The organism is Pseudoalteromonas sp. XMcav11-Q, assembly GCF_040104525.1.
Classification (GTDB): Bacteria; Pseudomonadota; Gammaproteobacteria; order Enterobacterales; family Alteromonadaceae; genus Pseudoalteromonas.
In genome coordinates, this window is record NZ_JBECOX010000002.1 from 1 (window position 1) to 24,968 (window position 24,968).

General features: G+C 44.1%; 18 protein-coding genes and 1 CRISPR repeat array. Of the genes, 10 read left to right on the plus strand and 8 right to left on the minus strand.

The genetic code is table 11. The features are described 5' to 3' along the window. Nucleotides 1-1,226 precede the first annotated feature (1,226 nt). On the minus strand, nt 1,227-2,195 hold the full coding sequence (locus ABMY45_RS03525) for a hypothetical protein (protein ID WP_349288401.1): 969 nt from the start codon (nt 2,193-2,195) through the stop codon (nt 1,227-1,229). A gap of 232 nt (nt 2,196-2,427) precedes the next feature. Between ABMY45_RS03525 and ABMY45_RS03530 the strand changes: the two genes are divergently transcribed. Then, the gene (locus ABMY45_RS03530) at nt 2,428-3,201 is read left to right on the plus strand and encodes an MBL fold metallo-hydrolase (RefSeq protein ID WP_349288402.1); all 774 of its coding nucleotides are present in this window, start codon (nt 2,428-2,430) and stop codon (nt 3,199-3,201) included. Here the strand turns inward: ABMY45_RS03530 and ABMY45_RS03535 are convergent. Together ABMY45_RS03535 and ABMY45_RS03540 are read right to left on the minus strand one after the other, a co-directional pair. Beyond that, on the minus strand, nt 3,198-3,554 hold the full coding sequence (locus tag ABMY45_RS03535; protein WP_010603970.1) for an Hpt domain-containing protein: 357 nt from the start codon (nt 3,552-3,554) through the stop codon (nt 3,198-3,200). The two genes, ABMY45_RS03530 and ABMY45_RS03535, sit on opposite strands and share 4 nt — an antisense overlap. Next, entirely contained in the window at nt 3,551-6,289 is a 2,739-nt protein-coding gene (locus ABMY45_RS03540) for an ATP-binding protein (protein ID WP_349288403.1), read from the minus strand. Before ABMY45_RS03540 ends, ABMY45_RS03535 begins: the two co-directional genes overlap by 4 nt. Nucleotides 6,290-6,618: 329 nt before the next feature. Between ABMY45_RS03540 and ABMY45_RS03545 the strand changes: the two genes are divergently transcribed. Continuing rightward, nucleotides 6,619-7,068, plus strand: coding sequence for a nuclear transport factor 2 family protein (locus ABMY45_RS03545; RefSeq protein ID WP_206471703.1), 450 nt, complete (start codon nt 6,619-6,621; stop codon nt 7,066-7,068). A gap of 63 nt (nt 7,069-7,131) precedes the next feature. On the opposite strand, the gene ABMY45_RS03550 is transcribed toward ABMY45_RS03545, so the two are convergent. Next, nucleotides 7,132-8,022: a TetR/AcrR family transcriptional regulator gene (locus tag ABMY45_RS03550; RefSeq protein ID WP_349288404.1), complete on the minus strand. Its 891-nt coding sequence runs from the start codon at nt 8,020-8,022 to the stop codon at nt 7,132-7,134. Between the two features lie 125 nt (nt 8,023-8,147). On the opposite strand from ABMY45_RS03550, the gene ABMY45_RS03555 reads away from it, so the two are divergent. Then, nucleotides 8,148-9,878 (plus strand): ABC transporter ATP-binding protein, encoded by a 1,731-nt coding sequence (locus tag ABMY45_RS03555; RefSeq protein WP_206471705.1) that lies wholly within the window; start codon nt 8,148-8,150, stop codon nt 9,876-9,878. 686 nt (nt 9,879-10,564) lie between these two features. Further along, nucleotides 10,565-11,026, plus strand: coding sequence for a GNAT family N-acetyltransferase (locus ABMY45_RS03560; RefSeq protein ID WP_010603965.1), 462 nt, complete (start codon nt 10,565-10,567; stop codon nt 11,024-11,026). On the opposite strand, the gene ABMY45_RS03565 is transcribed toward ABMY45_RS03560, so the two are convergent. From ABMY45_RS03565 to ABMY45_RS03580, 4 genes are all read right to left on the minus strand, one after another. Then, nucleotides 11,015-11,254, minus strand: coding sequence for a Rho-binding antiterminator (locus ABMY45_RS03565; RefSeq protein WP_174169687.1), 240 nt, complete (start codon nt 11,252-11,254; stop codon nt 11,015-11,017). The genes ABMY45_RS03560 and ABMY45_RS03565 overlap by 12 nt on opposite strands. A gap of 65 nt (nt 11,255-11,319) precedes the next feature. Beyond that, nucleotides 11,320-13,461: a prolyl oligopeptidase family serine peptidase gene (locus ABMY45_RS03570; RefSeq protein WP_349288405.1), complete on the minus strand. Its 2,142-nt coding sequence runs from the start codon at nt 13,459-13,461 to the stop codon at nt 11,320-11,322. Between the two features lie 231 nt (nt 13,462-13,692). Further along, nucleotides 13,693-14,223 (minus strand): DUF3833 domain-containing protein, encoded by a 531-nt coding sequence (locus tag ABMY45_RS03575; RefSeq protein ID WP_010603962.1) that lies wholly within the window; start codon nt 14,221-14,223, stop codon nt 13,693-13,695. A 107-nt stretch (nt 14,224-14,330) separates the two neighbouring features. Next, nucleotides 14,331-14,852, minus strand: coding sequence for a chalcone isomerase family protein (locus ABMY45_RS03580; RefSeq protein WP_206471708.1), 522 nt, complete (start codon nt 14,850-14,852; stop codon nt 14,331-14,333). Nucleotides 14,853-14,996: 144 nt separating this feature from the next. On the opposite strand from ABMY45_RS03580, the gene ABMY45_RS03585 reads away from it, so the two are divergent. From ABMY45_RS03585 to cas7e, 6 genes are all read left to right on the plus strand, one after another. Further along, nucleotides 14,997-15,479, plus strand: a complete 483-nt coding sequence (locus tag ABMY45_RS03585) for a GNAT family N-acetyltransferase (protein ID WP_010603960.1) — start codon at nt 14,997-14,999, stop codon at nt 15,477-15,479. A 157-nt stretch (nt 15,480-15,636) separates the two neighbouring features. Further along, nucleotides 15,637-17,495: direct repeats of the CRISPR family, unit length 29 nt; unit sequence GTGTTCCCCGTATGCACGGGGCTAAACCG. Nucleotides 17,496-17,879: 384 nt separating this feature from the next. Next, nucleotides 17,880-18,713 (plus strand): WYL domain-containing protein, encoded by an 834-nt coding sequence (locus ABMY45_RS03590; RefSeq protein ID WP_206471713.1) that lies wholly within the window; start codon nt 17,880-17,882, stop codon nt 18,711-18,713. A gap of 107 nt (nt 18,714-18,820) precedes the next feature. After that, nucleotides 18,821-21,673 carry a CRISPR-associated helicase Cas3' gene (gene cas3 / locus ABMY45_RS03595; protein ID WP_206471714.1) on the plus strand — a complete coding sequence of 951 codons (2,853 nt, stop codon included), beginning with the start codon at nt 18,821-18,823 and terminating at the stop codon, nt 21,671-21,673. A 43-nt stretch (nt 21,674-21,716) separates the two neighbouring features. After that, nucleotides 21,717-23,300 (plus strand): type I-E CRISPR-associated protein Cse1/CasA, encoded by a 1,584-nt coding sequence (gene casA / locus ABMY45_RS03600; protein ID WP_349288406.1) that lies wholly within the window; start codon nt 21,717-21,719, stop codon nt 23,298-23,300. Further along, the gene (gene casB, locus ABMY45_RS03605) at nt 23,290-23,898 is read left to right on the plus strand and encodes a type I-E CRISPR-associated protein Cse2/CasB (protein WP_211865358.1); all 609 of its coding nucleotides are present in this window, start codon (nt 23,290-23,292) and stop codon (nt 23,896-23,898) included. The genes casA and casB overlap by 11 nt, the downstream gene beginning before the upstream one ends. A gap of 14 nt (nt 23,899-23,912) precedes the next feature. Continuing rightward, nucleotides 23,913-24,959 carry a type I-E CRISPR-associated protein Cas7/Cse4/CasC gene (gene cas7e / locus ABMY45_RS03610; RefSeq protein ID WP_206471717.1) on the plus strand — a complete coding sequence of 349 codons (1,047 nt, stop codon included), beginning with the start codon at nt 23,913-23,915 and terminating at the stop codon, nt 24,957-24,959. The last annotated feature ends 9 nt before the right edge of the window (nt 24,960-24,968 follow it).

Below are 24,968 nucleotides of genomic sequence, written 5' to 3' on the forward strand. Positions count from 1 at the left end.
ATGCGCTCCTCGTTCATTCTTTTTAAACGACGAAAAAGAACGAACCAAGAAAACGTCGCCCCAGCATCACACTCAATCCTCAAACCCTAAGCCGATATAGTGCAACCGTCTTGTAAGGCACGTCCCTATGCCAGACAAGGCTTGGCCGACACCCTGTCGGCACATTGCATATCGACTTATGCTTTTCGGGTGTGATGGAGGGGGGAATCGCGCTGTCTGTTAGTTCTGGTTTTATCCAGTAAAGTAGCTAATTAGCTTACAAGCACCACAAAAACGATCGGTGTGAACTCCTAATTAACAGTCTAAATAGTTTTGTGGGAGGTGATTCACTCGCCGAACAGTTATATTTTCTGGTGTGGTATTGGCCGTGTGCACTAGTTTTTCTCTCAAAAGCAGCTAATTTTCCTGCAAGCACCAAACAAAACTATCAGCGCCTTGTATCTCCCTCATCACACCTGAAAGTAAATTGCCAATGAGTCATTTCAACGCATGGATGCGTGAAAAGCGGTGACAGGGCCAAGGATGGCCCTTACACCGCGGTGACGTTCATATTGGCAATTTACTTGAGGAGTCAGTGTGATGTTGGGAGTGCCTTTTCTTTTGCTACCTTTTCTTTGGGCAAGCAAAGAAAAGATAGTCGTAGCCCATGGATGGGCGTCGAAATCCGTCAGGAGGACATATTAGCCTTACCCTCCATGGCTCGTATCAAAGCGCATCCATGCGCTCCTCGTTCATTCTTTTTAAACGACGAAAAAGAACGAACCAAGAAAACGTCGCCCCAGCATCACACTCAATCCTCAAACCCTAAGCCGATATAGTGCAACCGTCTTGTAAGGTACGTCCTTGTGCCAGACAAGGCTTGGCCGACATCCTGTCGGCACATTGCATATCGACTTATGCTTTTCGGGTGTGATGGAGGGAGAATACGTTGCTTGTGAGATCGTCTACGATTTTAGCGATTAAGCTGCTTTAAAGCATTGCAAAAGCTATCATCGCAGAATGCTTCCTAATTCACAGTGCAAATAGTGTTGTAGGAGACGGTTCACCCGCCGAGAAGTTAAGTTTGTTGGGGGATGAGAGAGTGCCTTGTCATTAGGCATCAAAGAAGCCCATGGATGGGCGTAGAAACCTGTCAAGAGGACGATCTGACTTTACACATAGTCTCGAGTTAATGTTGAACTTTAGTGTGGAACAATCGTATATTGCTCCACACTAAAGTGATTCAGCTAGTCATCTAGCTTTACGGCTCCAACTATCCTATCTATTTTCACCGAGCCTGAACCTGATTCGGTAATGGTCAAGGAACCGGCATTTACCACACGAATATTTCCAGCGCCGTCTTCTATTTGAACGTGGCCCTTCACTGCTTCGATATCCGCATTGCCCGAACCATCAACGATAGTGACATCGCCTTGGGCGTGACGAACTCGAATATTACCGGATTCATCATCGATTTTAATATTGCGTCCGCCTTCAACAACCAGTGCGCCAGAGCCATCGATGATATCTGCGTTACCGCTAAAACCGCGAAGGGTTAGATCGCCAGACTCATCTTCTATTTTGATATCTGTGCCGCCAGTCACATCAATATTACCCGAGCCATCCTCCAACTCTAGTGTATCGACTAATCCCTTTATAGTTATGTCGCCAGAACCATCGTCGATAACAAGTTGCTGGACGTTAGTGATATGGATATTGCCACTGCCGTCATCAATTTCAGCACCTTGAATACCTTCCAACGTGATATTGCCAGAGCCATCATCTAGTTTGATAAAACTTTTGATATTTTTGATGGCTATATCCCCCGAACTGTCATCAAGTGTTAGCGCAAGTTGGCTTGGCATGGTGATGGTTAAGTCAATTCTAGGGCTATTATTGCGATACCATTGTACACCAGAACTTGTATCTGAGTCGGCCACCAATATGGCGGTATCACCTGATTTTTCCAATGTAAGTTGGTAGTTCTCTGCTTCTGTGGTTAACACGGAGGCTTCCACTTGGATCTCTTGTTGATTGTCGTATCCAATGATCTGGATATTACCCGAGGTGGTATTTGCATCAAGTTTGCTGATGTCTGCAGCGTTGAGTTGCAAAGATTTATGGAGTGTTTTGGTTGCTGCTGCGCTTGGAGAGATATGCACAACACAGCCAGATAAAAGGCTAAGTGCAGCTAAACTGGTGAAGAGCTTTTTCATTGTTGTTATTTTCCATAGTGGTGATGACATGATGTTATCATCCAGCAATAGTTATACCAGAATGAAGTTATAAAAAAATCAATAGATTAAGAAGGTAGCGAACTTTTGAGTGGTCAAAATAGCGAAATCAAATAGTGAGCTGAACCAAAAGTTTGCAGATATGACTGTCATGTGGTTGTAAATTCGACAATGTAGTCTGGCACTATTGTTTGTTTATTTTCCTAACAGTGCAATGAAAGACACAACCGAACTACACGCTGTCAATCCGAAATCATTCGTTGATAGTCACTGTAAACCAGACGCAGCAGTCTTTTTAGGAGTTGGAAGTGCCGCCAGCGCTACAACTCTCGGGTGCTCTGCCTGTGTATTGACCCACAGAGGCCTACCTTGGTTATTGATAGATTGTGGCTTTGATACGGTGTCGCGTTATAAAAAGCATTTTTCGTCATTACCCGATGCTGTGTTTATCACCCACCTTCATTATGACCATGTTAGTGGATTGGAGCAGCTTTACTTTCAGGCAGCATTGAGTCAGCACCAAATCACGTTATATGCCCCAGCAGAGTTAATCGTTGGGTTGTGTAATATGCTCGCCTACACTGGGCTAAGCGAAGGTAACTGTGGTGTTTGGCAGGTCTTTCGTTTATTTCCAATTTCAGAAAGCTTTCTTCATCGTGGGCAACGTATACATAGTTATGCCGTTCGTCATCATGAGCCCAATAGCGCTTTTTCGTTACATCTCCCTGGTAGCTTGTTTTACAGTGGTGATACTAAGGCGATTCCTGAGCTGCTCCATCATCACGTCAGTAACGGCGAAGTTATTTTTCATGACTGTGGTCTTGCAACTAATCCCAGCCATTGCTCCCTTGATGAGTTGTTGATGAGCTATCGTGAAGACATCATTAAAAATATTTGGGTCTATCACTACCAGCATCAAGAAGATGTTGTGAAGTTCGAGCGCGCAGGGCTCAAAGCGGCTATCGCTGAGCAGCCGATTGCGCTTTAATTTTGCGACTGAGAGGTTAAATAGGCTTTTAATTCTCGAACAAACTCGCTGCCGATCTCATGGTGTATCGCTTTTATTTTTTCGGCGCACTCAGTGGTGTTGTTATCAAGTGCCGAATACTCTAACGCCTGTAGATGTTCAGCTAGTACCTCTGCACCTACTGCTTTGGCGGAGGTTTTGAGGTAATGGGCTTCGTCTTTTAAAGCTTGAAAAGCACGGGTTTGGTATGCAGTTTTAATTTTTGCGCAACTAGATTTCGATTGTACTAGAAAGTCGGTGTAAAACTTTTTTGCCGTAGCAAAATCATCACCGATTAAATCGATAAGCACCTGAGGGTTGAGGGTTTTGCTCATTGTGTAAAGTCCATATCTAACCATTTACCTAAGGTGTTTTTAAGCTCTTGTAATCGCACCGGTTTGCTAACATAGTCATTCATGCCACTATCTAAACAAAGCTCTTTATCCCCTTTCATAGCAGCGCCTGTGACGGCAACAATAGGAATGGCGCTGCGCTCTTCTTTGGACTCAAATGCGCGAATTAACTTAGTTAATTCATAGCCATCTATCTCCGGCATATGGCAATCCGTCAACAAAAGCTGATATTGCTGGCTTTTATACATCGCCAAGGCCTCTTTGCCGTTATTGGCGATATCACAGGAAACTCCAAGTCTAGAAAGCTGTTTGACGATGAGTTTTTGGTTAAAGGGGTTGTCCTCGGCAAGGAGTATATGCTGCTTACCACTAGTATCCGATTCATCATCGGTAGGGCTAGATACTTTATCGTCTAGTGAAAGGAGCGCATCTAGTTCACTGAGATCGTTTAATTCACCTAAATCAGTCTCGTCACTTTGCTGACTTACTTTCAGCTTGCTCAATAATTGGCCGATAGCGTATTGAGTCTGCGGTGCAATTGGTTTTGGTGTGGTTAACGCTGTACTGTTCAAGTTAGCAAACGCCTTTTCATCAACAAATACTAACTCTGGAATAGGTGAGCGTATTTGCTCTGCAGAGGGGGCGGCTTGCGTTGTGACAGCACGAACAAGTGCAGTATCGTCAGTCTCTTTGATTTCACTGGGTGACTCGATGACTTTGATCTCATCGCAAAAATGCGTGCAGGCATTGTACAACTGAGTCAGCGCCAACGAACTCTGCCAAGGCGCATCACTTAACCAATAAAGCGTATTAAATATAATATTGGGTTGCTGCTGTGTTCTTGGACGCCAAATAGGAATGGTAATGGTGAAAGTTGAGCCTTCAGCGGATTTGCTTTTTAAGGCGACCTTGCCGCCCATTAAGTCAATAAGCTTGCCACATATTGCAAGCCCTAATCCGGTGCCGCCGTACTTTCTCGTGATAGAGCGTTCGGCTTGTGTAAAGGGGGTAAACAGTTTCTTTTGGACTTCCGGTGCAATGCCAATACCATTGTCTTCTATCTTAAATATCAAGTGAGATAAGGCTACGCCCTCGCACGCCCAGTGCACATTGATGGTGACTTTCGCGCCGCCTTCTCTATCTGCAACGCTAAATTTGATGGCATTGCTGACAACGTTAAAGATAATTTGCCGCACTCTATTTTCATCGCCAATCACTTCTAGCGGTAGCTTTATGTCCTCATGCACCGTTAATTTTACTGATTTGTCGCGCGCGTGGGCTTCGAAGGTTTTGATAATGTTATTGAGCATTTTGGAAGGGGAGAATGGGTAGCTTTCAAGCTCCATTTTCCCTTGTTCAACTTTGGCTAAGTCTAAAATGTCGTTCAATATTGAGACTAAATTATTGGCTGAAATAGACGCAGTTTCTAAGAGTTCTTGGTTATCTTCATCTAGATCTGAGAGCGCCATGAGATCTAAGGAGCCAATAATACCATTCATTGGGGTTCTGAGTTCATGGCTCATCATGGACAAAAAGTCTGATTTAGTGCGATTGGCCTGCTCGGCTTTAATAATCGCGGCTTCAAGATCGGCGGTGCGCTCTGCGACGCGTTGTTCTAACTCTTGATTAATGTGTTGGAGCTTTTTCTGGGCAATATATACATCGGTTTGATCGATAACAACACCATCAATACGTGCTGGCTGACCCTGTTCATCAAGTCCTACAACACCTTTGGCATACACTACAACAATGTCCTGGTCGTTAAGCAGGCCGCGATAGCGCTGTTCAAAGATTTTGCCTGAATTCAATGAGGCTTCTAGCGCTTGCGTAACACGTATTTTATCGTCGGGGTGAAGGCTTGCTTCCCAAAGATGTAAATTGCCAATATCGTCTTCCGAAAGTTTAAAAATATCATTGGCCTGATGATCCCAATTCCAGATCCATTGATTCGCTACTCGTATTGCTCGCCAAGTACCTATTTTCCCCGCTTGCATCGCAAGTTCTTTACTTTCTTCTGCATCATGTAATGCGACTAACATATCTTTTTCGTGAGTACAGTCAGCTAAAATCCCATAAACACTGTGTGTGCGAATACAATACTTAACTTGCTCTCCCTTAAATTCAAACCAATGAATTGTTCCTCTAACCTCAAGTCGGAACTCAAAATGCAGCATAAGTCCTTGCTCAATATGGTGAGCGAGTAGCTCGGCAAATAGCGGCTGATCTTCTTGGTAAATCATGCTTTTTAAGGTGTCCCAGTCAAGCTCTGCTGAGGCCGGGAGACCTATCAGCGATTTGAACTTAGGAGAAAAATACGCAGTCTTGTTTAGGAGGTCGTAGCACCAAACACCTAGGTTTGCGCTGTTAACGGCGTGGCGCAAAATTCGAGTTTGTTCGTCTTCTAATGGATTTTGACAATAATAAGTAGAGAGCTCGGCAATATGTACAAATATTTCGTTACTGCGAACATCATAAAACGACAGCAAAAATTGTACGTTTGGTGATGTGCGCAACGACACTTGTATCAAAGAACCATCAGCAATCGTCTTTTGCTGTTCTTCTACGCATAAAGGAAAGATGAATAAGTCTTCAAGGTGTTTATTGATGACGTGATCGACGGGAGCGAACAGTTTTTCCGCAACGGCGGTTGTGTGACTGACATACCACTCAGATGTAACAATCAAAATTGGCATACTGTCTTTTAGTGCTGTTAGCATCGTATCCCCCCATAATATCCTCATAAAACAATATAGCAGTTCATGATTAACTTGCTGGATTTGTGGTCAATCTAGAGAGGTTTAGGAGAATGTGTAAAGCTTGTAGATCGTAGAAGTTTGAGTCTAAGTACCGTATTCATGAGACCCACAGGCATACCGATGCGCACGGTAATACTGAACTGAGCGAATGGCTTAGAAAGAATCGGCTATAAACGATGACGGATTTCACGTTGAGACTAAGCGATTTGCTATATCAAGTCTATAAACTGTAATATGTCTTTGTACCCCAAAAAGGGTGATATGGTTAAAAATAATAAAAGGATTCCAAGTTGAAACGTTATTTATCAGTGGTCATCGCAGGCTCACTCAACGCACTTACGTATAGTGGCCAAGCTTATGCACAGCAAGACCTGACTAATGAGGAGAATATCACCGCGATTGTTGAGCAACAGGTAGCGGCCTATAACAAGCGAGATATAGATGCATTCGTCGCAACGTATCACGATGATGTAGAAATTCACTACTTTCCTGGTGGAATAGCGTATTCCGGGAAAGAAAAACTGAAGAAAACCTATACACAGCTTTTTAATAGGGTCACTTGCCTGAGCGCCAAAATAAGTAACAGAGAGATCCAAGGGCGCTTTGTTGTAGATACTGAGGTTATAGAGTTTTGTCTAATGCGTGATGGTGAGGAATATAAATCAAATTATAAAGCCATCGCGACCTATGAAGTCGTCGATGGATTGATTAAGAGAGTCTTATTCTTAAAAGAAAAATAGTCAGCAGTGTAAAGCAAGATTTTGCTTTCCTCTAACCGTATGAGTACCACATTACTCAGTGGTTTACACCGCCTCTACATTGAGTCTTTCTGCGAGCAGCTGGCGCTGAGTATTTAACCCTCTGTAGTCTCTAAGTCCTGCGATAAGTGCCCTGATTAATACGGTATCGGGGTTTTTACTTTGTAGTTGAGCTTCCAATAGAGCGATTGTGTGGTCTACGATCTCACGCTTTTGTGGTGTGAGTTTTAGCTTCTGAGACTTTTCTTGGAGCTGTATAAAAGCTTGTTGGATTTTTTGTTCGTGGAGTTGTCGTTTTTTGGCTTCGATCTCTTTTTGGGACGGGAAGTCCTGCTCGGTTAATACCGGCAACAGTGCTTGATTTGGTAGCGCTGTACAAATTGAGTCCATACATGAGACTACCCAATTAACCAGCTTTTCAGTGTCGAAATTAATACCTTCAATCACGGGAAGCGAAAGATAATTAGCAATAATGCCATCAAGGGTCATCGCAAGATCGGTTTTCCATGGACGAACTTGCTCGCCATAGTTTTCAAGTAAAAAACCTTCCTGTAGCGTAAGCCACGTTAAGCGAAACTCTTGATAGAACATGATCAAGTTATTTGAAAAGCTCAGTGACTCCTCCTGCAATAAGAGCTGAAACATCGCTTGGTACTGCTGTAAATCTTCGTGCTGGAAGCGGATTTGTTGTTTTAACTTGGCAATTGGAGTCAATTTATCACTTTCTAATATCGCTCTTATTTTATCCAGCAGATCCGCTGTTTGACTCTCAAAAACGGCTAATAGTAGTTCGTCTTTTGACTTAAAGTGTAAGTAGATAGCACCTTTCGAAATGCCCACCTTATTGGCGATGGTTTGCATGCTAAAGGCACTATCGCCCTCAGCTAAAAGTAACTGCTCCGCGCATGCTAGTATTAATTTCCGCTTATCAGACATAGCTCCTCCTGTTCACATTGCAGTATACAGTCAATTTAAAAATGACCAATAGGTCAATTTTAAATTGACTAAATTTAAAGTTTGGTCAATTATTATGTTGTCTATTCAACGGGGACATAATAATTATGAACAATACATCATCTCTAATTCAACTAGTCAGGCGTACGCGGCCAAGTCGCCTATTACTATCAACTCTGGTTTTGTTTACACTGATCTCTAGTATTTTAGGTTTATTGGTGCCTTTGCAAACGAAAAATCTGCTGGAAGAACTTGGAGAAAATGGTCATTTTTCAAATGAACAGGTAGTCATATTAATTATGGTATTAGTATTTTCCGCTGTGCTAACAGGGTTGATGACTTATATCATGGGTAAAATTGGCAATGAGCAAAAGCTTAAATTACGCGGAGACCTTTTTCAGCACCTCATTCGTTTGCCTGTTTCTTTCTTTGATAACACAAGGGCTGGGGAGCCGGCGAATCGCATCGTAAAAGACACTGAAATTATTGAAAACCTAGTGAGTGAGCAGTCTGTATCTTTTATATCTGGTGTAGTTTCATTATTTGGTTCTTTTATTATTCTATGGTTTTTAGACTGGCAAATGACACTCGTGATGCTCAGTGCTGTTACGGTTAGTTTTCTGATTATCTTACCGTTTTCCGTAAGACTGACGGATCTGTCTAAGTCATTACAAGATACTGAAGCCTCTATGCTAGGAAGGTTAACCGAGCTGTTTGCTAATATCCGCTTAATAAGAGCACAAGGTGCAGAGAAAACAGAAGCTAAAAATAATAACAATGAATTGAAGTCACTCTATAAAACCGCAATGTCAGAACATACGCTCTTAGCTACCATGGGCGCATTGGTGAATTTAGTGATCATGGCTTCGATAGTGTTAGTACTAGGGTTTGGCGCATCAAGGGTTGCCAACGGTGCGATGACCCTAGGCGCTTTTGTTGCGTTTATTATGTTTTTACTGAACATTGTGTTGCCGATGGGGCAGTTAAGCATGGTGGTAGCCGCTTTTAATAAAGCAAAAGGAGCGGCCGTTCGTATTAATGAGATCTTAGCAACGACACCACCAAATGAAAGTGGTCATACGATTAGCCTGACTGATAAGTCAATTTATTTTCGCAATTTATCTTTTAGTTATGCTAATGATAAACCGGTATTTAAAAGCTTGAGCTGTGAATTCTTAAGTGGAAAGACGACCGCTATAGTTGGGCCATCAGGAGTTGGTAAGTCTACACTCTTTGCTTTGTTGCAGGGCTTTTATCAGGCGCAACGTGGTTACATTGAAATTGCTGGGCTTAATGTTGAAGAGTTAGACCGAGCCAATTTAAGAGCGCAAATTGGCTACGTTGCGCAAGAGAGCCCGCTGTTGTGCGGCACCTTATATGAAAACTTGGTCTACGGTGCTTTTGAGGCAATAGATGATGAACAATTACAGCATGCCATTACCACGGCCGATTTAGCAGAGTTTATAGCGACACTACCTGATGGGTTGAATACTCAAATTGGTGAGCGTGGCATTACTTTGTCTGGCGGACAAAGGCAACGAGTTGCATTAGCGCGAGCACTATTAAAAGACCCTGCATTGCTGCTGTTGGATGAAGCAACGGCAAGCCTTGATTCACAAAGTGAAGCAGCTATTCAAATTGCCCTGAAAAATGCAAAAAAAGGTCGTACTACAATTATCGCCGCGCATCGACTCAGTACGGTTATGGATGCTGATAATATTATCGTCATTAACAAAGGTGAGATTGAGTCACAGGGAGATCATCAGTATTTGATGCAACACTCTTCGCTTTACCAAAGCTTAGTGAATAAACAGTTCAACCTTCAAGCTGCAAGCTAATAACTTTGGTTGAGGCCCGTTAGTTGGATAGGTGGAAAGTGAATGAACAGCAACGTCATTAGTAAACGATTAAATTAATACTTTTTGATGTTTTTTTGAAGTGATATAGCACTAAAAGTTTAGGTGTGATAAAAAGTAATCATATTTAACTAAGTGCTATTTTTGTTTTTGGTTAAAAGGGATTGGTTTTTAGGGAAGACAAATTAATTTTTGTAGGTTTGTTTATGCCCCATAGAGCATCACACACAAGTTCGCATACCTCTATTCCGCTGATTGTAGCGCTAACAAGCGTGTTGTTATTACTGACTTTACTGAGCTTTCCAAGCAAGAGCAAACAGTCTGTAGAAACCAAAGTAACAATGCTTAAGAGCGGCGCGATAAAGCATGATGCTCGCCAGACAGAATAAGAATGAAAAATTCTTATTTACCTAAAAGTATCTAATTCATACCATCACCTTACACTTTGTAACAGTTCAGAGTTCTTATATTTTATTTATTTAAAACAGATTGTTACTTTATTTTTATAGCGATATTATCAAATTTCCGCAGGCATTCAGCTTATCATCTCACCTCGATAATTTGCTTATTATTTCTAACTCGGTATAGTTTGACGTCGGTCAGAATAGTAATAATATTGCTCAGTTTATGGGCGCAGGACAAATTGGCCTTACTTCTCAGAGGCAGGTATGCAATTAATTCAGTTAAAGTCAGATGACCCACAAGTAGTCGCGGTGTTTTCTGAAATCGATAAGCTTATGAACAGCTTATATCCAATCGCAAGTGCACAGTCTTTATCAATAGAAGAAATTAACCAACCTAACGTGTATGCCGTTGGCTTACAAAATGAAGAGGGCATTGTAGCGTGCGGTGCGATTGTAAAGCAGTTTGATAAAACCTTATACGGTGAAATTAAACGCTTATACGTAAAACCTAGCTATCGAGGTAAAGGGCTTTCTAAACGTATTATGCAAATTTTGCTTCACTATGCAGGTGAAGCGCAGATCCCACTTATTCGGCTGGAAACCGGCTCTAAGCAAGCCAGTGCGATAAGTCTTTATGAGAGCTTGGGATTTGAGCGATGTGAACGCTTTGGTATGTACCGCGACAACCCGTTAAGTGTTTTTATGGCGTTATCACTAAAATCTTAATGTAGTAAAATAGGGGTTGTCAGTATCGGCCGAGATACTGGCAATTTCTGTCAGCACCACGGTGACTGGTTGGCTTTCTTGTTCTAAAACTAAACACTCCTGAGCCTCGACTATAGTCGTGTTTTTGCAGCTGCCACGCACAACTTCACCACCTTTCATCTCAATAGTAACCACTAGGCGTTTTAGGCACGCCAGCTCGATATAATCATACTGTTGGCAACTGATCATAGATAAGTTCTTATTTGAATAAAGCCACCTGTTTTTACAGATGGCTTTTCAAGCTTGGCTTATGCTTAAAGAGACTTAATTCCCATATTGTAAAGCGTAAAGCCATAAATATCGGCATACTGTTCAATCGTCTTGCTTATTGGTGTGCCTGCGCCGTGTCCGGCATTGGTTTCTATACGAATAAGCGTTGGATTCGGACCTGTGTGTTTGCTTTGTAGCTCAGCTGCAAACTTGTAAGAGTGTGCAGGTACTACGCGGTCGTCATGGTCACCTGTTGTGATCATGGTTGCTGGATAATCTACGCCAGCCTTTACGTTATGTACAGGTGAATAACCTTTCAGGTATTCAAACATCTCTTTGTTGTCTTCCGCTGTACCATAATCGTAAGCCCAGCCAGCTCCAGCTGTAAACGTGTGGTAACGCAGCATATCAAGTACCCCAACCGCAGGTACAGCCACTTTGAATAAATCTGGACGTTGCAACATCGTTGCACCTACTAACAAACCACCGTTCGAACCACCGTTAATTGCAAGCTTTTCACTTGAAGTATAATTTTCAGATACTAAGTATTCGCCTGCAGCAATAAAGTCATCAAAGACGTTTTGTTTCTGCATTTGAGTACCTGCTTTGTGCCATTTTTTGCCATATTCGCCACCGCCACGTAAGTTTGCTACAGCATAAACACCACCTAGCTCCAACCAAGCTGCACGTGTAGGGCTAAAGTAAGGCTTAAGACTGACATTAAACCCACCATAACCGTACAACAGAGTTGGGTTGTTACCATCCAGTTTCAGCCCTTTTTTATGGGTGATGATCATCGGTACGCGGGTGCCATCTTTCGAGGTGTAAAAAACCTGTTTAGACACGTAAGCATCTGAATCAAAATCTACTTTATCTGAGCTATATAATTCGCTGACGCCAGATTTTGCATTAAAAGTAAAGATAGATCTCGGTGTTTTGTAATTAGTAAATGAGTAATAGAGCACTTTATCGTCTTCTTCGCCACTAAATCCACTCGCCGTGCCTACACCTGGAAGCGCAATATCGCGGATCAGCTTACCTGTGAAGTCATATTGTTTTACCAATGAAATTGCATCTTTGATGTAAGTCGCAAATAGGTAACCTGAACCTGTTGAAACCGATAGTACATTGTTGGTTTCTGGGACCACATCTTGCCAGTTTTTTGGTTGTGGCTGTTTCGCATTAACTTTAACGATACGACGGTTCGGCGCATCTAAGTTCGTGCTTAGGAACAATGTGTCGCCTTCACTGTGGATCACACTGGTATCAGAGTTGGTATGATCTAAAATTGTTACCCAGTCACTATCTGGTTTGCTTAAGTCACGAATAAATAGCTTGTTACCTGAGGTAGATACCGCAGCAGAGATCACCAAATATTTTTTATCGTCTGTTACACCACCATAAACATAGCGGTGTTTTTGCGCATCAGTGGCACCAAAAATGACCTTGTCTTGAACTTGAGGTGTTCCAATCTTGTGGTAATACACCTTATGTTGGTCAGTTTTTGCAGAAAGTTCACTGCCTTTAGGTTTGTCATAGCTTGAGTAGTAAAAGCCTTCATTACCAAACCACGAAATACCACTAAACTTAACGTCTACCAGCGTTTCACCAACCTGCTCTTTTGTTTCGGCGTTAAGCACAATCACTTTACGCCAGTCACTTCCACCTTCGGAAATTTGATAAGCCACCAATGAAGCGTCTTTACTAAAACTTAATCCTGCAAGCGATGTTGTGCCATCTTCACTCATGGTATTTGGGTCTAAAAATACCTCAGCCTCTCCACCTTCTTTTTGGCGGTACAAAACACTTTGGTTTTGCAATCCATCATTTTTGTAGAAATAGGTATAGTTGCCGTGTTTAAAAGGTTGAGAAACACGCTCGTAATCAAGTAGTTCGGTGAGGCGCTTTTCGATGTCTTTACGATATGGAATTTGCGATAAATATGCCTGTGTTGCCTCGTTTTGTGCTTTTACCCACGCTGCGGTTTCTGCACTTTTATCGTCTTCTAACCAGCGATATGGATCCGCTACTTGCGTGCCAAAGTAGTTGTCTACAACGGTGCCTGTTTTAGTGATTGGATATTTCACAGATTGTGTCAATGCCGCATTATTGGATTGTTCATTTTCGGTATTAACACATCCGACAAGCGCAAGCGCTACGGCTCCAGCTAGTATCTTCTTTATCATGGTGGGGGTTCCTATTGGTTCTTATTAGCTACGATCTTGCCGCAGTTTCTTGCGCTTTACTCAGCAATAAAACTTTTTGGTGCGGCATTTTTTATTGAGCACTTCTCAGTGTTGGGCACTAGTCGTGCTACGAGAATAGTGTGGATTTTAGTGGAGTCGGTGTATTTGTCTACAAATTGTAGACAAATACACGAGTAAGAAGGTTAAATTGAAGTTGATTTGGCGTAATTATTATTGCCTTTGCATAAATATTGTTACTTCGGCCATCACAATACCAAACTTTTCGATATAAGAGCGGTTCATAAGGGTGGTTTGGTCAAAAGACCACATCCAATCATCAAAGTGTACTTCATAACTGGTATCATCAACGGGTAGGTCCATTCTATACTGCCAATTCATTGCATTGCCGAAGGTTTCGCCTGATGCTGAGTTGAGGATATCGTCGGCGCGGCCGGTATATTTATTGCCTGCAGCTTTTGTAATAGTCCAAACTCGCGTTTGAACCCCGTCGCCGAGCAAATAGTTGAAGGACTCATCTAAAATAAGTTCAGACTTGGTGTTAATAGAGCCCTTGATATCGACAGTAAACTGTTGAACTAAGTTGCCATCTCTGTCTTGGACTATTCCCCACGCTTTTACATCACCAACAAAAAACTCGTAGGGGTCAAATTGCGGTTTAAGTGTAGCGTACTTTTTACCGTCAATCCCGGAGCTGCAAGCCGACAATAAAAGTAAGGTGAGTACTGCAAGAGTGATGCGCATTGTTTTCTCCTTAGGCTTGAGGCCTCTTTGAGTGCTATTGCTTCTATTATGTCCTGTTGAACAAAGTATTGATGTTGAAATTGAGGGAAAAGGAGCATTAATTATTCTCATTTCAGGCCCAAAAGTTCAGTTCGCATGGCAGGTTCGGAGGTTTTTTCACCGAGCCAAATATTGAAAAAGCGGGTCGTAAATTCCGAATCTTTCACTTCGCCAATAAGCTTTTTATCTTGGTAAAACTGCGTAGTTCCCCCGGGTGTTCTTACGCCAAATAGCATTGTGCCTTTAGAGACATTGGGAAAAATTTTTTCCATTTCTGCCAGCCATTGCTCACCTTGACTTGAGTTAGTAAACCCTTGTTTCTCTATCTCTTTCAGTGATCGTTTTGCTATTTCTTTGCCGTCTAGCTCGCGTAAATATCTTAATGCCAACACAAAAGGCTGATCTTGAGAGTAGACTCCTTGGGGGGCATAAAGGCTGGCATCATAAACATCCCAAAACAAATAGGTCATTCGACTTGTTTTGCCGACTTGTTGAGGGTTTTCTATAAATTGATTGACAAGAGTACTGGTGCTTGCGAAACCCAGAGTGCTGAATAGCAACATCAAAAAGGCAAAGATGACCCTTTGCATACTAACCTCGTCCTATAATAAAAATCAGTTGGCTTGTTATACGAACGAGCTGGAGAATTTGTTCACTTTGCTGCTGCCTGAAAGGTGCTGTCATCCCCCTTTACAATTTGTTAAGCTGACTAAAACCTACATACAGGAGCCATTATGAGCCTTTCAATTCGCCCAGCAGAAGTAGCTGATGCCGCGACGATACTGCACTTTATCAACGAACTTGCAATTTATGAGAAAGAGCCAGATGCCGTGCTCAATACCGTGGAAGAAATAGAACAGAAACTGTTTGGTAAAGAAGCCAGAGCACACAGCGTTATTTGTGAACTAGATGGCGAAGCAATCGGGTTTGCAGTGTATTTCTTTAATTATTCTACTTGGCTTGGCAAGCACGGTCTTTATCTTGAAGACTTATATGTATCACAAGATAAGCGCGGTGTTGGTGCAGGTAAAGGGATCATGAAATATCTCGCAAGACTTGCACTACAAAAGGATTGCGGTCGCTTTGAGTGGGTGGTACTTGACTGGAACAAACCATCAATCGACTTTTATGAAAGCATCGGTGCTAAAGCACAAAACGAGTGGATTATTTATCGCCTAACAGGACAGGAACTCATCGATTTTGCTGAGCAAGTATAGTGAAGTTTATTAGTCTGTTGGCTATACATTATTTCAAGAGAAACCCCCGATCTTTAACAATTGAGCCGAGTAAACATACGTAGAATTTGTACCCAATATTTTTGGTGAAAATTGCAATGGTGATTTTTGTTAATAGAAACAGTGATATATCTTTAGAGTGTTCCCCGTATGCACGGGGCTAAACCGCTGGGCAACTTTGTCAATCAGCCCACCCATTAGTGTTCCCCGTATGCACGGGGCTAAACCGGCCGTGTGCATACTGATCTGATGCACAACAATGTGTTCCCCGTATGCACGGGGCTAAACCGATGTAAACTACACAATGATTACTGATATTCAAGTGTTCCCCGTATGCACGGGGCTAAACCGCGAAACTGATTTCATTGATATCAGAAACAGATGTGTTCCCCGTATGCACGGGGCTAAACCGTCGATTTTGGCAGCCAACGGCTATGAAAGCGTGTGTTCCCCGTATGCACGGGGCTAAACCGTTATCCTCACTACGTTAAGCGTGGTCGTGAAGGTGTTCCCCGTATGCACGGGGCTAAACCGCCATACATGGTTTGTTCTAGCTGAGTATTAGAGTGTTCCCCGTATGCACGGGGCTAAACCGCTGGCAAGGTTACGCAGTTCTTGTTGTTGCTGGTGTTCCCCGTATGCACGGGGCTAAACCGGAATTAAAGAACCAGCGCTTTAGTCGCACCACGTGTTCCCCGTATGCACGGGGCTAAACCGAAATCATTTGCTAGCAAGGATGATGTGACGGCGTGTTCCCCGTATGCACGGGGCTAAACCGCCCGCAGACCTAACCAGTGGTGATGTGGATGAGTGTTCCCCGTATGCACGGGGCTAAACCGCGAAGTAAGGAATTAACATGCAATGCGTCACTGTGTTCCCCGTATGCACGGGGCTAAACCGCGCTTGTCATCGAGCAATTAGCCCGTGATATGGTGTTCCCCGTATGCACGGGGCTAAACCGCAACGAAGCGCTTGCAACGGCTGTGTCAGCGTGTGTTCCCCGTATGCACGGGGCTAAACCGCGTTAACAACGACCCGACATCGAAACTCGAAGGTGTTCCCCGTATGCACGGGGCTAAACCGCCTAACGCGGGTGTTAATAACCAAGCGCCATAGTGTTCCCCGTATGCACGGGGCTAAACCGGATTATAATGCTAATTATGGAAAGTGCAAAAAGTGTTCCCCGTATGCACGGGGCTAAACCGTGTGATTGTCACTAGCGAGCCCCCAGCTACGCGTGTTCCCCGTATGCACGGGGCTAAACCGCTCACCGTAGCTATTTATCTCAATATCCCGCCGTGTTCCCCGTATGCACGGGGCTAAACCGATGTGTAGTGATAAATAATTGCAGGTTTTGTAGTGTTCCCCGTATGCACGGGGCTAAACCGCTCTATATGTAACGGTATGTTTTTACATTTATGTGTTCCCCGTATGCACGGGGCTAAACCGTTTACGCTTATTGGCCGTTACCAACTCCCTACGTGTTCCCCGTATGCACGGGGCTAAACCGTAATGAATTGATTAGCGCTAAATGTGCCTAGTGTGTTCCCCGTATGCACGGGGCTAAACCGAACCATGTGAGGGTGACGACTGCCCGAAAGAAGTGTTCCCCGTATGCACGGGGCTAAACCGTACATCACGCCAAACCACCAATAACACCAGTAGTGTTCCCCGTATGCACGGGGCTAAACCGTTCATTGGCACGCGATGCAATCGCTGAAAATGGTGTTCCCCGTATGCACGGGGCTAAACCGTTTCAATTTGAACTCAACGGCTCGCACGACATGTGTTCCCCGTATGCACGGGGCTAAACCGAAGTTGTAGAGTTCATCATTGATTGGCTTTATGTGTTCCCCGTACGCACGGGGCTAAACCGGCCGATGGCGCAGAAGGTAAAGACAAGCAAATGTGTTCCCCGTACGCACGGGGCTAAACCGCGGGTTTCCGTAGAATTGGATGCTGACCTGCAGTGTTCCCCGTACACTCGGGGCTAAACCTGAGTTATTCAGGTCTGAATCATGTGCTGTATTCGTCCGTGAAGCAGCATCCCTCACGCATCCATGCGCTCACCTTAGCAGGCTGTGAAACGGTGTTTCGGTCCTACTTCGCCCCTGTACGCACGGGGCTAACCAGTAGAACATTTTAGTAGGAAAGAGGCGGTGGACAGCTTGGCTGGAAGTGGTGACAGGGTGAGACTCGAACTCACATCATATATAAACTGCATATAACCGTTACCCATTGGAAACACTGCCGCCATAGTTGATTATTAATCTACCATCAAAAAAATGCTAGCGTGATTTCACTGTCAGTTTGTCTCAGGTCAAAGACTTACTTTGTTTGTTCTGATACATTTATTTTACGAAAATTTTACCAGAGTGTTTTATGCAGGCTAAGGAAGAGCTGTATTTTAGATATATTGAAGCGGTATTGTTTTGGCAGGGAGAAATCCAGACCGGTACTTTCCAGAGCAAATTTAAGCTTTCAAGGCCCAGCGCACGGCGTTATGTCACCGACTTTATTGAGCGTTATCAGATTGCCGCAAGCTATAATGAGTCTGAAAAAGCTTATGTGCTGGCAAGCCCCTTTACACCTAATTATATCTCTCAGGATTTTACTGAGTATACTAGTCTCACTGGGGAACAGTACATACACAATCTGAGTTCCTCAACGATTACTTCGCTGGCATTACCACACAGAAAGCTTAATCCCACCATTTTGCGGCCCATATTGAATGCCTGTCGGCGACAAAGCGTGCTGGATATTCGCTATCAGTCTATAAAAGAAGGCGGTGAAACCGAGCGCGTGATCCGCCCTCACACGCTGATTAACTCTGGACTGCGCTATCATCTGAGAGCCTACTGTGAAAAAGCCAAAGGCTTTAGAGACTTTTCATTATCGCGTATCGTCTCTGCCTCCCCAGAATTTATCAGCAAAGCACAAAAGTACAAAAAAGACGACGAAGCTTGGCAGCAGGAAGTCACCTTAACCATAATCCCCGACCCAAGACTCAGCGAGTACGCCCAGCAAGTTATCGCTCACGACTTTGATATGCACAACCACCAAAAGCAAATTAAAACCAACGCTGCATTGATCAACTACCTGATCAGCATTTTGAGGTTAGATGTTCAGCACCCACACCCGGAAGCACAGCAAATTGTGATGGAACCAGCCTGCTATAGAGAGCTGAGGGCCAGAAGGTTGTTATGGAACAGCTAAACAAGCGCACCAGACCGGGTAATTTTTTTACTGGTTGCAATCGCAGGATTGTCGGTATTTTATTCGCGTCGTAAGCTGAGTGTATTGAAAGCAAGGACCAGAGCAATATGACAGATCTAAACAGTTTAATGTTCAAATATTGGGGCAAAGCTAAAAAGCCACTCGAGGTAGATTACTGCATGAGTGAGATTAATGGCGAGTCATTACAAGATATTGTTGAGCGCCATCCAGGCGTTAATTCTGTCGATCACCTCAAAGCACTTGCGAGCAAAAAAGGGTGGCAAATCGCCAGACAGGGCGAAACTTTTCACCGTTATCACCTACTTGTATTTCATAGCCTAGATGTGGCGGCGGTTGCACTGACTTATCTGGATTTGAATAAGCAATTTACACAAGATTCGGCCGAGTTTCTGGGGTTAACTATTCCACAGTTTAAGTCTTTGGTCGGATTCTTTGTTGCCATTCACGACTTGGGTAAATTTTCTTCAGCATTTCAAAACCTAGCAGAATTTAGTGACAGTAATTTAAGCCAGAAAAAGTCGAGAGAACCTTATTCTGCAACAGATGCCCGACATGATGGGTTAGGCCATCATTTTTGGAAAAGCTGCGCCAAGCAAATTGAAGGTGCACCGGACGAAGTAACGCAGGCATTTAAAAAGATAGATTCGGTGCGAGTCATGCTGAATTGTGTTTTTGGTCATCACGGTGAGCCAGTTGTAGCGCACAAATTTGGTAGCAGAATAGAAGACTATTGTGTCGATGAAAATTACCAGGCTTGTAGAGAGTTCATAGCGTATTGCCTTGAGTTATTTGCTGATGATCTGCCAACGGAAAAGTTTTCGGATAGAGTGTGGCGCGAGCACCTAAGGTATGCTAGTTGGCACCTTGCTGGTTTGTGCACTCTTGCTGACTGGTTGGGCTCAGATACTCAGTATTTCACATATCACTCCGAGCCGATGGATATACAAGCTTACTGGCTCGAAGCTGTAAAACAGGCACATAAAGCGCTTACAAATAGGCAGTTGACCAGTCAGGTAGAGGTCTTCCCTTATGAGTCAACCGCTAAGCATTTTGGCTTTAGTACACCTACGCCATTGCAGTCGTTTGCTGAGCAAGTGCCTGTCGGCCCTTCACCACAATTGTTTATTCTGGAAGATGTAACGGGTGCAGGCAAAACCGAGGCGGCGCTAATCTTATTGCATCGTTTAATGCAGGCGAAGGCTGCGGATGGCTTTTACTTTGGTTTACCGACTATGGCTACCTCCAGTGCCATGTACCATCGTATCGCACAGCATTACGGACAAATGATGTCCGTTGATGGAAAAAAAGCCAGTCTGGTATTAGCACACGGCGCGAGTATGATGGAGGACGCTTATCAGGAGTCACTAGTTACAGAGCAACTCCCCGATCTTGAATATGGTAAAGCTGATGAAACAGCAAGTCAGGCATGCCATATCTGGTACGCAGACTCTAAAAAGAAGGCGCTGCTTGCTCATGCTGGCGTTGGCACGGTTGACCAGCCTTTGCTATCGGTTTTAGCCTCCAAACACAGCACGCTACGTTTTCATGGTTTGTTTCGTAAAATTCTAGTGCTTGATGAGGTACATGCCGCAGATCAATATATGTTCACTTTGCTAGAAGATCTTTTACGTATTCATTTACGGTTTGGCGGCAGTGTGATCCTGCTTACTGCGACCTTGCCGCTAGAAAGACGCAACAGGCTTTGCCAGATCTGGCAAGAAGAGCTGGGTCTTGAATCTCCCGAGTGCACTCAAAAAACAAGCTTTCCGCTCGCAACCTGGGTAAATGAACAAGGGAAATTAAATGAGCAACCAGTGGAAAGCTTACCCAGAAATCACAAATCCGTGCAGGTTGAGTTTTTCCACTGTGAGCAGGCCTGTATTGAAGAGATAGTGGCAAGAGCATCACGCGGCGAGGCTGTGGTTTGGGTGCGTAATACGGTCGCGGATGCGCAGCAAGCATATACTTTACTCTCAGAGCGTTACCCGCAAACACATATCACTTTGTTCCATAGTCGCTTTACCTTATACGACAGAAAACAAAAGGAAAAAGAGGTGCTTGGTAGACTGGGTAAGCAAAGCACAACACAGCAAAGACTGGGACAAATATTGATTTCAACTCAGGTGTTTCAAGAATCAATTGATGCGGACTGTGATTTTATGCTCAGTGATATTTGCCCCATTGACGATTTAATACAGCGTGCTGGGCGACTTAAACGCCATATCCGAGATGAACACGGCAATTACCAACCCGCACTGTCAGAAGATAAACGTCCGCCAGCTGTATTGAAAGTATTTTGCCCTGAGTGGCAAGGCGAGCCAGAAAAAGACTGGTTACACAAAAGCCACCCTGGTACGGCCGCCGTTTACCGGAGCCCAGCCATTATATGGCTTACGCAAAAAGTGCTAAGAGAGAAAGGCGGGTTGTATTTACCGGAGGATGCACGCCATTTGATCGAAAGCGTTTACAGCCAGGCTGCGCTAAACACCAGACCAGTAGATCTGGATTGTTATCACAGCGAGTATCAGGCGCAAACTCAAGCGATGGAAAATCAGGCAACGCTTCAGAAACTGGATTGGAAAGAAGGCTACTGCCGACAGGCGGGTAACGTGTGGATGGGGGAAGAGCTAGAGATAAGCACCCGATACAGTGACAGAGTCAGTATTCAGGTTGTGGTGCTAAAGCTTGATCAATCTGGGAATATGGCCTTCTATGCTGAAGGCTGCACCGAAAAACACCTGCTACAGCATAGTGAAATACGCGTCGATCAAAAGCGCATAGCCGAAAAGCTGAGCCCAATTCCGAATGAATACAGTGAGCAACTGGAGAGGTTGCTGGAGCGTTATCCTTCACTCAAATATAAGCAATGCTGGTTGCAAGGAAGTGATGAACGATTTTTATATGATGCATTTAAAGGGCTAACAGAGGTTGGTGAATAGCCTATTTAAGGGGCTTGACCCCATTTCAATTAGGGAAAATGGTATGAATAATTTAGTACAGGACCCTTGGCTATATTATCGGCTAAGAGATAACTCTATCACGCAGTTGCCTTTATCGGCGATAGCAAACCCCGATGTGGTTGACTTTGCTTTGCCACGCGCCGATTTTTACGGAGCAGCGTATCAGTTTACCATTAGCTTATTGCAAACCTGTTGTTCTCCCGAGGAAGGAGAAGACTGGTACAACTGGTATGAATCACCTCCTTCAGAGCAGGCGCTGTCAGAGACGTTCAGTAAAGCGGCACATGCATTTAATTTGTTTGGTGATGGCCCGCTGTTTATGCAGGATTTAGATCCGTTACAAAGTGCGGGCACGCAGAACGTCAACACCTTGTTGATTGAAACGCCGGGTGACAACACGCTTAAAAATAATGTAGATCATTTTATAAAACGTGGTCAGGTTGAAGCGATGAGCCCAGAAATGGCGGCGCTTGCATTATTCACCTTGCAGATTAATGCGCCAGCGGGGGGCGTTGGCTACAGAACGGGTTTACGCGGTGGTGGACCATTGACGACCTTGATACTACCCAATGAAGAGTCGACGAGCTTGTGGCATAAACTGTGGTTGAATGTTTGTATTGCGCCAAAGGCAAATGATGCGCAACTGCACAGTGGGAAAATCTTCCCTTGGCTTACAGATACCAAAGTCAGTAAAGAGAAAGGCACAGAAGTGCTTTTTAAAGATGCACACTTTCTTACACATTTTTGGGCAATGCCGAGACGCATACGGTTACAGCCAGAGGAATCACTAGGCACTTGTTCACTGACAGGCCATGAATGTGATGTACTGGTGAAGTCTTTTGCCACCACGAATTATGGCAACAACTATGCAGGGAGTTGGTGGCATCCGCTCACGCATTATCGCAGTAATCCTAAAAAGCCACATGAAGATAACCTATCCAGTAAAGGGCAGCCCGGTGGCATTCAGTATAAGCAATGGCACGCCTTGTGTTTCGCCAATGAGAGAGAAGGCAACCATCCAGCCAAAGTGATAGACGAGTTTTACGATATCAAAATGGACTATGTTGACCAGCAACCCAGACTCTGGGCATTTGGCTTTGATATGGACAATATGAAAGCCAGAGGTTGGTATGACAGCCAGTTTCCGGTGTTTTTTCTAGACGAGGCTAAGCGTGCAAGCGTGATCCACGACCTCAATCAGACAATTCAGATTGCCATGGAATTTAGCAGCATGATGCGTACCTTAATTAAAGAAGCGCTGTTCGATAGGCCAAAAGATGTAAAGGCAGATCTGGCCCAGCATACGCTGAGTTACTGGCAGCGCAGCGAGCGCGACTTTTTTATTGCAGCTCAGGCTATTTGTGTTGAGGGAGAGCTACGAAGTGAAGACGCAAAGCGCTGGTTCTATCGTGCCCTCAATACAGCGTTAGATATTTTTGACGAGGTGGTATTGAGCACTTCCATGGATAACAAAGCCATTGCCAGAAAAGTGGCAGCAAGACAGAAGCTGACCGCCTGGTTACATGGGAAGAAAATAAGTAAAGACTTTAAACGGCGTTACAACCTAAAGACACAAGACAAGGAGGCACAAGCCAATGACGCTTAATTACAAACCAAAAAGTCAGCTGTTCAATACAATTAGCTGGGATGCATTTCATACCGTGTTTCGCTGGTGGGTTTCTATGTCGGATGATGAGGCAACTCAGGCTGAGTTAAGTATCAGGCCAGCGCCAACAGTATTTCGTGCCCAGCTTAAGCGTGCTTCCAGGTTGGACGACGTTTATCTCACTCAGGGCTTTTCGGCACTATGGCAGGCGCTACCCGTCGAGATACACAATCATAAAAAGGGCTGGGTGATGCCCTGCTTTGCCGTGATAGCCAAAAGCCTCAGTATGGTGCGGAGCCATCATGAGCGTGGCACCTTTGCCAGAGACTTAGGGCATGTGGAAGAGGGCGCAGATAAGCCTGTAGTCAGTGAGTTGCGATTTCAGAACCTTCAGGCTGCAAAAAACGAGCAGGAATTTGTTACACAATTGAGCCGTCTTCTGGCCCAGTTGAACAATAAAACAAACATTTTAAGCCTAGCAGACGACATCGCCTGCTGGTTTGAAGAACACAATTATCAGGCGCCCAGACGGGCTGACAAGCGGATCGCCGTACGCTGGGCGATGGACTATTACAAAGATGTAGCGAACAAGGCATAAATAAGGAAAATACGATGAGCAAATTTATTCAGATCCACACTCTTACATCATACGCACCTGCAAATCTGAACAGGGAAGAAACCGGTAGACCGAAAACAGCCAAGTTTGGTGGCTTTGAAAGGCTGAGAGTCAGTTCGCAAAGTTCAAAGCGCAATTGGCGGGTGAGTGACGTATTTCAAACGAGCTTAGCTGATCACATTGGTACTAGAACCAAAAAACTTGGCGTTGAAGTATTCAACTACTTGATAGAAAAAGAAGTAAAAGAGAAAGACGCCAAAGCTTGGGCAATTGAGATCGCGGGAGTTTTTGGCAAAGGTAAAAAAGATTCGCTGGAGATTGAGCAGCTGGCACACATTAGCCCCAGCGAAAAAACAGCGGTATTTGCATTAGCAGATCAACTAGCAACAGAAAATCGCGGACCGCAAAAAGACGAGTTGCAACTACTTAAAGCAGAAAACCAAGCCGCAGATATTGCTTTGTTTGGACGCATGCTGGCGTCGAGTCCGGAGTTTAACGTTGAAGCTGCGTGTCAGGTTGCACATGCAATCAGTGTTGAAAATGTCACGGTAGAAAGTGACTACTTTACCGCGGTAGACGATCTCAATGCAGGAAAGGGAGATCAAGGTGCTGCGCATATTGGTGACAGCGGTTTTGCTTCTGCGGTGCTGTACAACTATATCTGTATTGATAAAGAGCAGTTGGTAGATAACCTTTCTGGTGATTTAGTGCTTGCCAACAAAACCATTGCTTCTTTGCTTGAATGCATCGCGAAAATCTCACCAAAAGGCAAACAAAATAGTTTTGCATCTCATGCTTATGCCTCTTACATTCTGGTAGAAAAAGGGGAACAGCAGCCTCGTTCACTTGCAAGTGCTTTTGTAAGCCCTGTAAAGGCCCTTGACGAGAGTGAGAACGTGACGCAAATCGCTGTTCAGCGTTTAGAAAGCCAAATCGAGAACTTTGATTCTGTTTATGAGCCTTGTGCAGATAGTCGTCAATCTATCAATGTATTAACAGGTGAAGGCAACTTTAAGTCTTTGCAGGCTTTTGCTGCTGATTAATGGGGTCTC

What these genes read in the sequence shown, in the direction of transcription:
- ABMY45_RS03525 (WP_349288401.1), bottom strand. Translation starts at nt 2,195, where the DNA reads ATGAAAAAGCTCTTCACCAGTTTAGCTGCACTTAGCCTTTTATCTGGC.
- ABMY45_RS03530 (WP_349288402.1), top strand. Translation starts at nt 2,428, where the DNA reads ATGAAAGACACAACCGAACTACACGCTGTCAATCCGAAATCATTCGTT.
- ABMY45_RS03535 (WP_010603970.1), bottom strand. Translation starts at nt 3,554, where the DNA reads ATGAGCAAAACCCTCAACCCTCAGGTGCTTATCGATTTAATCGGTGAT.
- ABMY45_RS03540 (WP_349288403.1), bottom strand. Translation starts at nt 6,289, where the DNA reads ATGCTAACAGCACTAAAAGACAGTATGCCAATTTTGATTGTTACATCT.
- ABMY45_RS03550 (WP_349288404.1), bottom strand. Translation starts at nt 8,022, where the DNA reads ATGTCTGATAAGCGGAAATTAATACTAGCATGCGCGGAGCAGTTACTT.
- ABMY45_RS03555 (WP_206471705.1), top strand. Translation starts at nt 8,148, where the DNA reads ATGAACAATACATCATCTCTAATTCAACTAGTCAGGCGTACGCGGCCA.
- ABMY45_RS03560 (WP_010603965.1), top strand. Translation starts at nt 10,565, where the DNA reads ATGCAATTAATTCAGTTAAAGTCAGATGACCCACAAGTAGTCGCGGTG.
- ABMY45_RS03565 (WP_174169687.1), bottom strand. Translation starts at nt 11,254, where the DNA reads ATGATCAGTTGCCAACAGTATGATTATATCGAGCTGGCGTGCCTAAAA.
- ABMY45_RS03570 (WP_349288405.1), bottom strand. Translation starts at nt 13,461, where the DNA reads ATGATAAAGAAGATACTAGCTGGAGCCGTAGCGCTTGCGCTTGTCGGA.
- ABMY45_RS03575 (WP_010603962.1), bottom strand. Translation starts at nt 14,223, where the DNA reads ATGCGCATCACTCTTGCAGTACTCACCTTACTTTTATTGTCGGCTTGC.
- ABMY45_RS03580 (WP_206471708.1), bottom strand. Translation starts at nt 14,852, where the DNA reads ATGCAAAGGGTCATCTTTGCCTTTTTGATGTTGCTATTCAGCACTCTG.
- ABMY45_RS03585 (WP_010603960.1), top strand. Translation starts at nt 14,997, where the DNA reads ATGAGCCTTTCAATTCGCCCAGCAGAAGTAGCTGATGCCGCGACGATA.
- ABMY45_RS03590 (WP_206471713.1), top strand. Translation starts at nt 17,880, where the DNA reads ATGCAGGCTAAGGAAGAGCTGTATTTTAGATATATTGAAGCGGTATTG.
- cas3 (WP_206471714.1), top strand. Translation starts at nt 18,821, where the DNA reads ATGACAGATCTAAACAGTTTAATGTTCAAATATTGGGGCAAAGCTAAA.
- casA (WP_349288406.1), top strand. Translation starts at nt 21,717, where the DNA reads ATGAATAATTTAGTACAGGACCCTTGGCTATATTATCGGCTAAGAGAT.
- casB (WP_211865358.1), top strand. Translation starts at nt 23,290, where the DNA reads ATGACGCTTAATTACAAACCAAAAAGTCAGCTGTTCAATACAATTAGC.
- cas7e (WP_206471717.1), top strand. Translation starts at nt 23,913, where the DNA reads ATGAGCAAATTTATTCAGATCCACACTCTTACATCATACGCACCTGCA.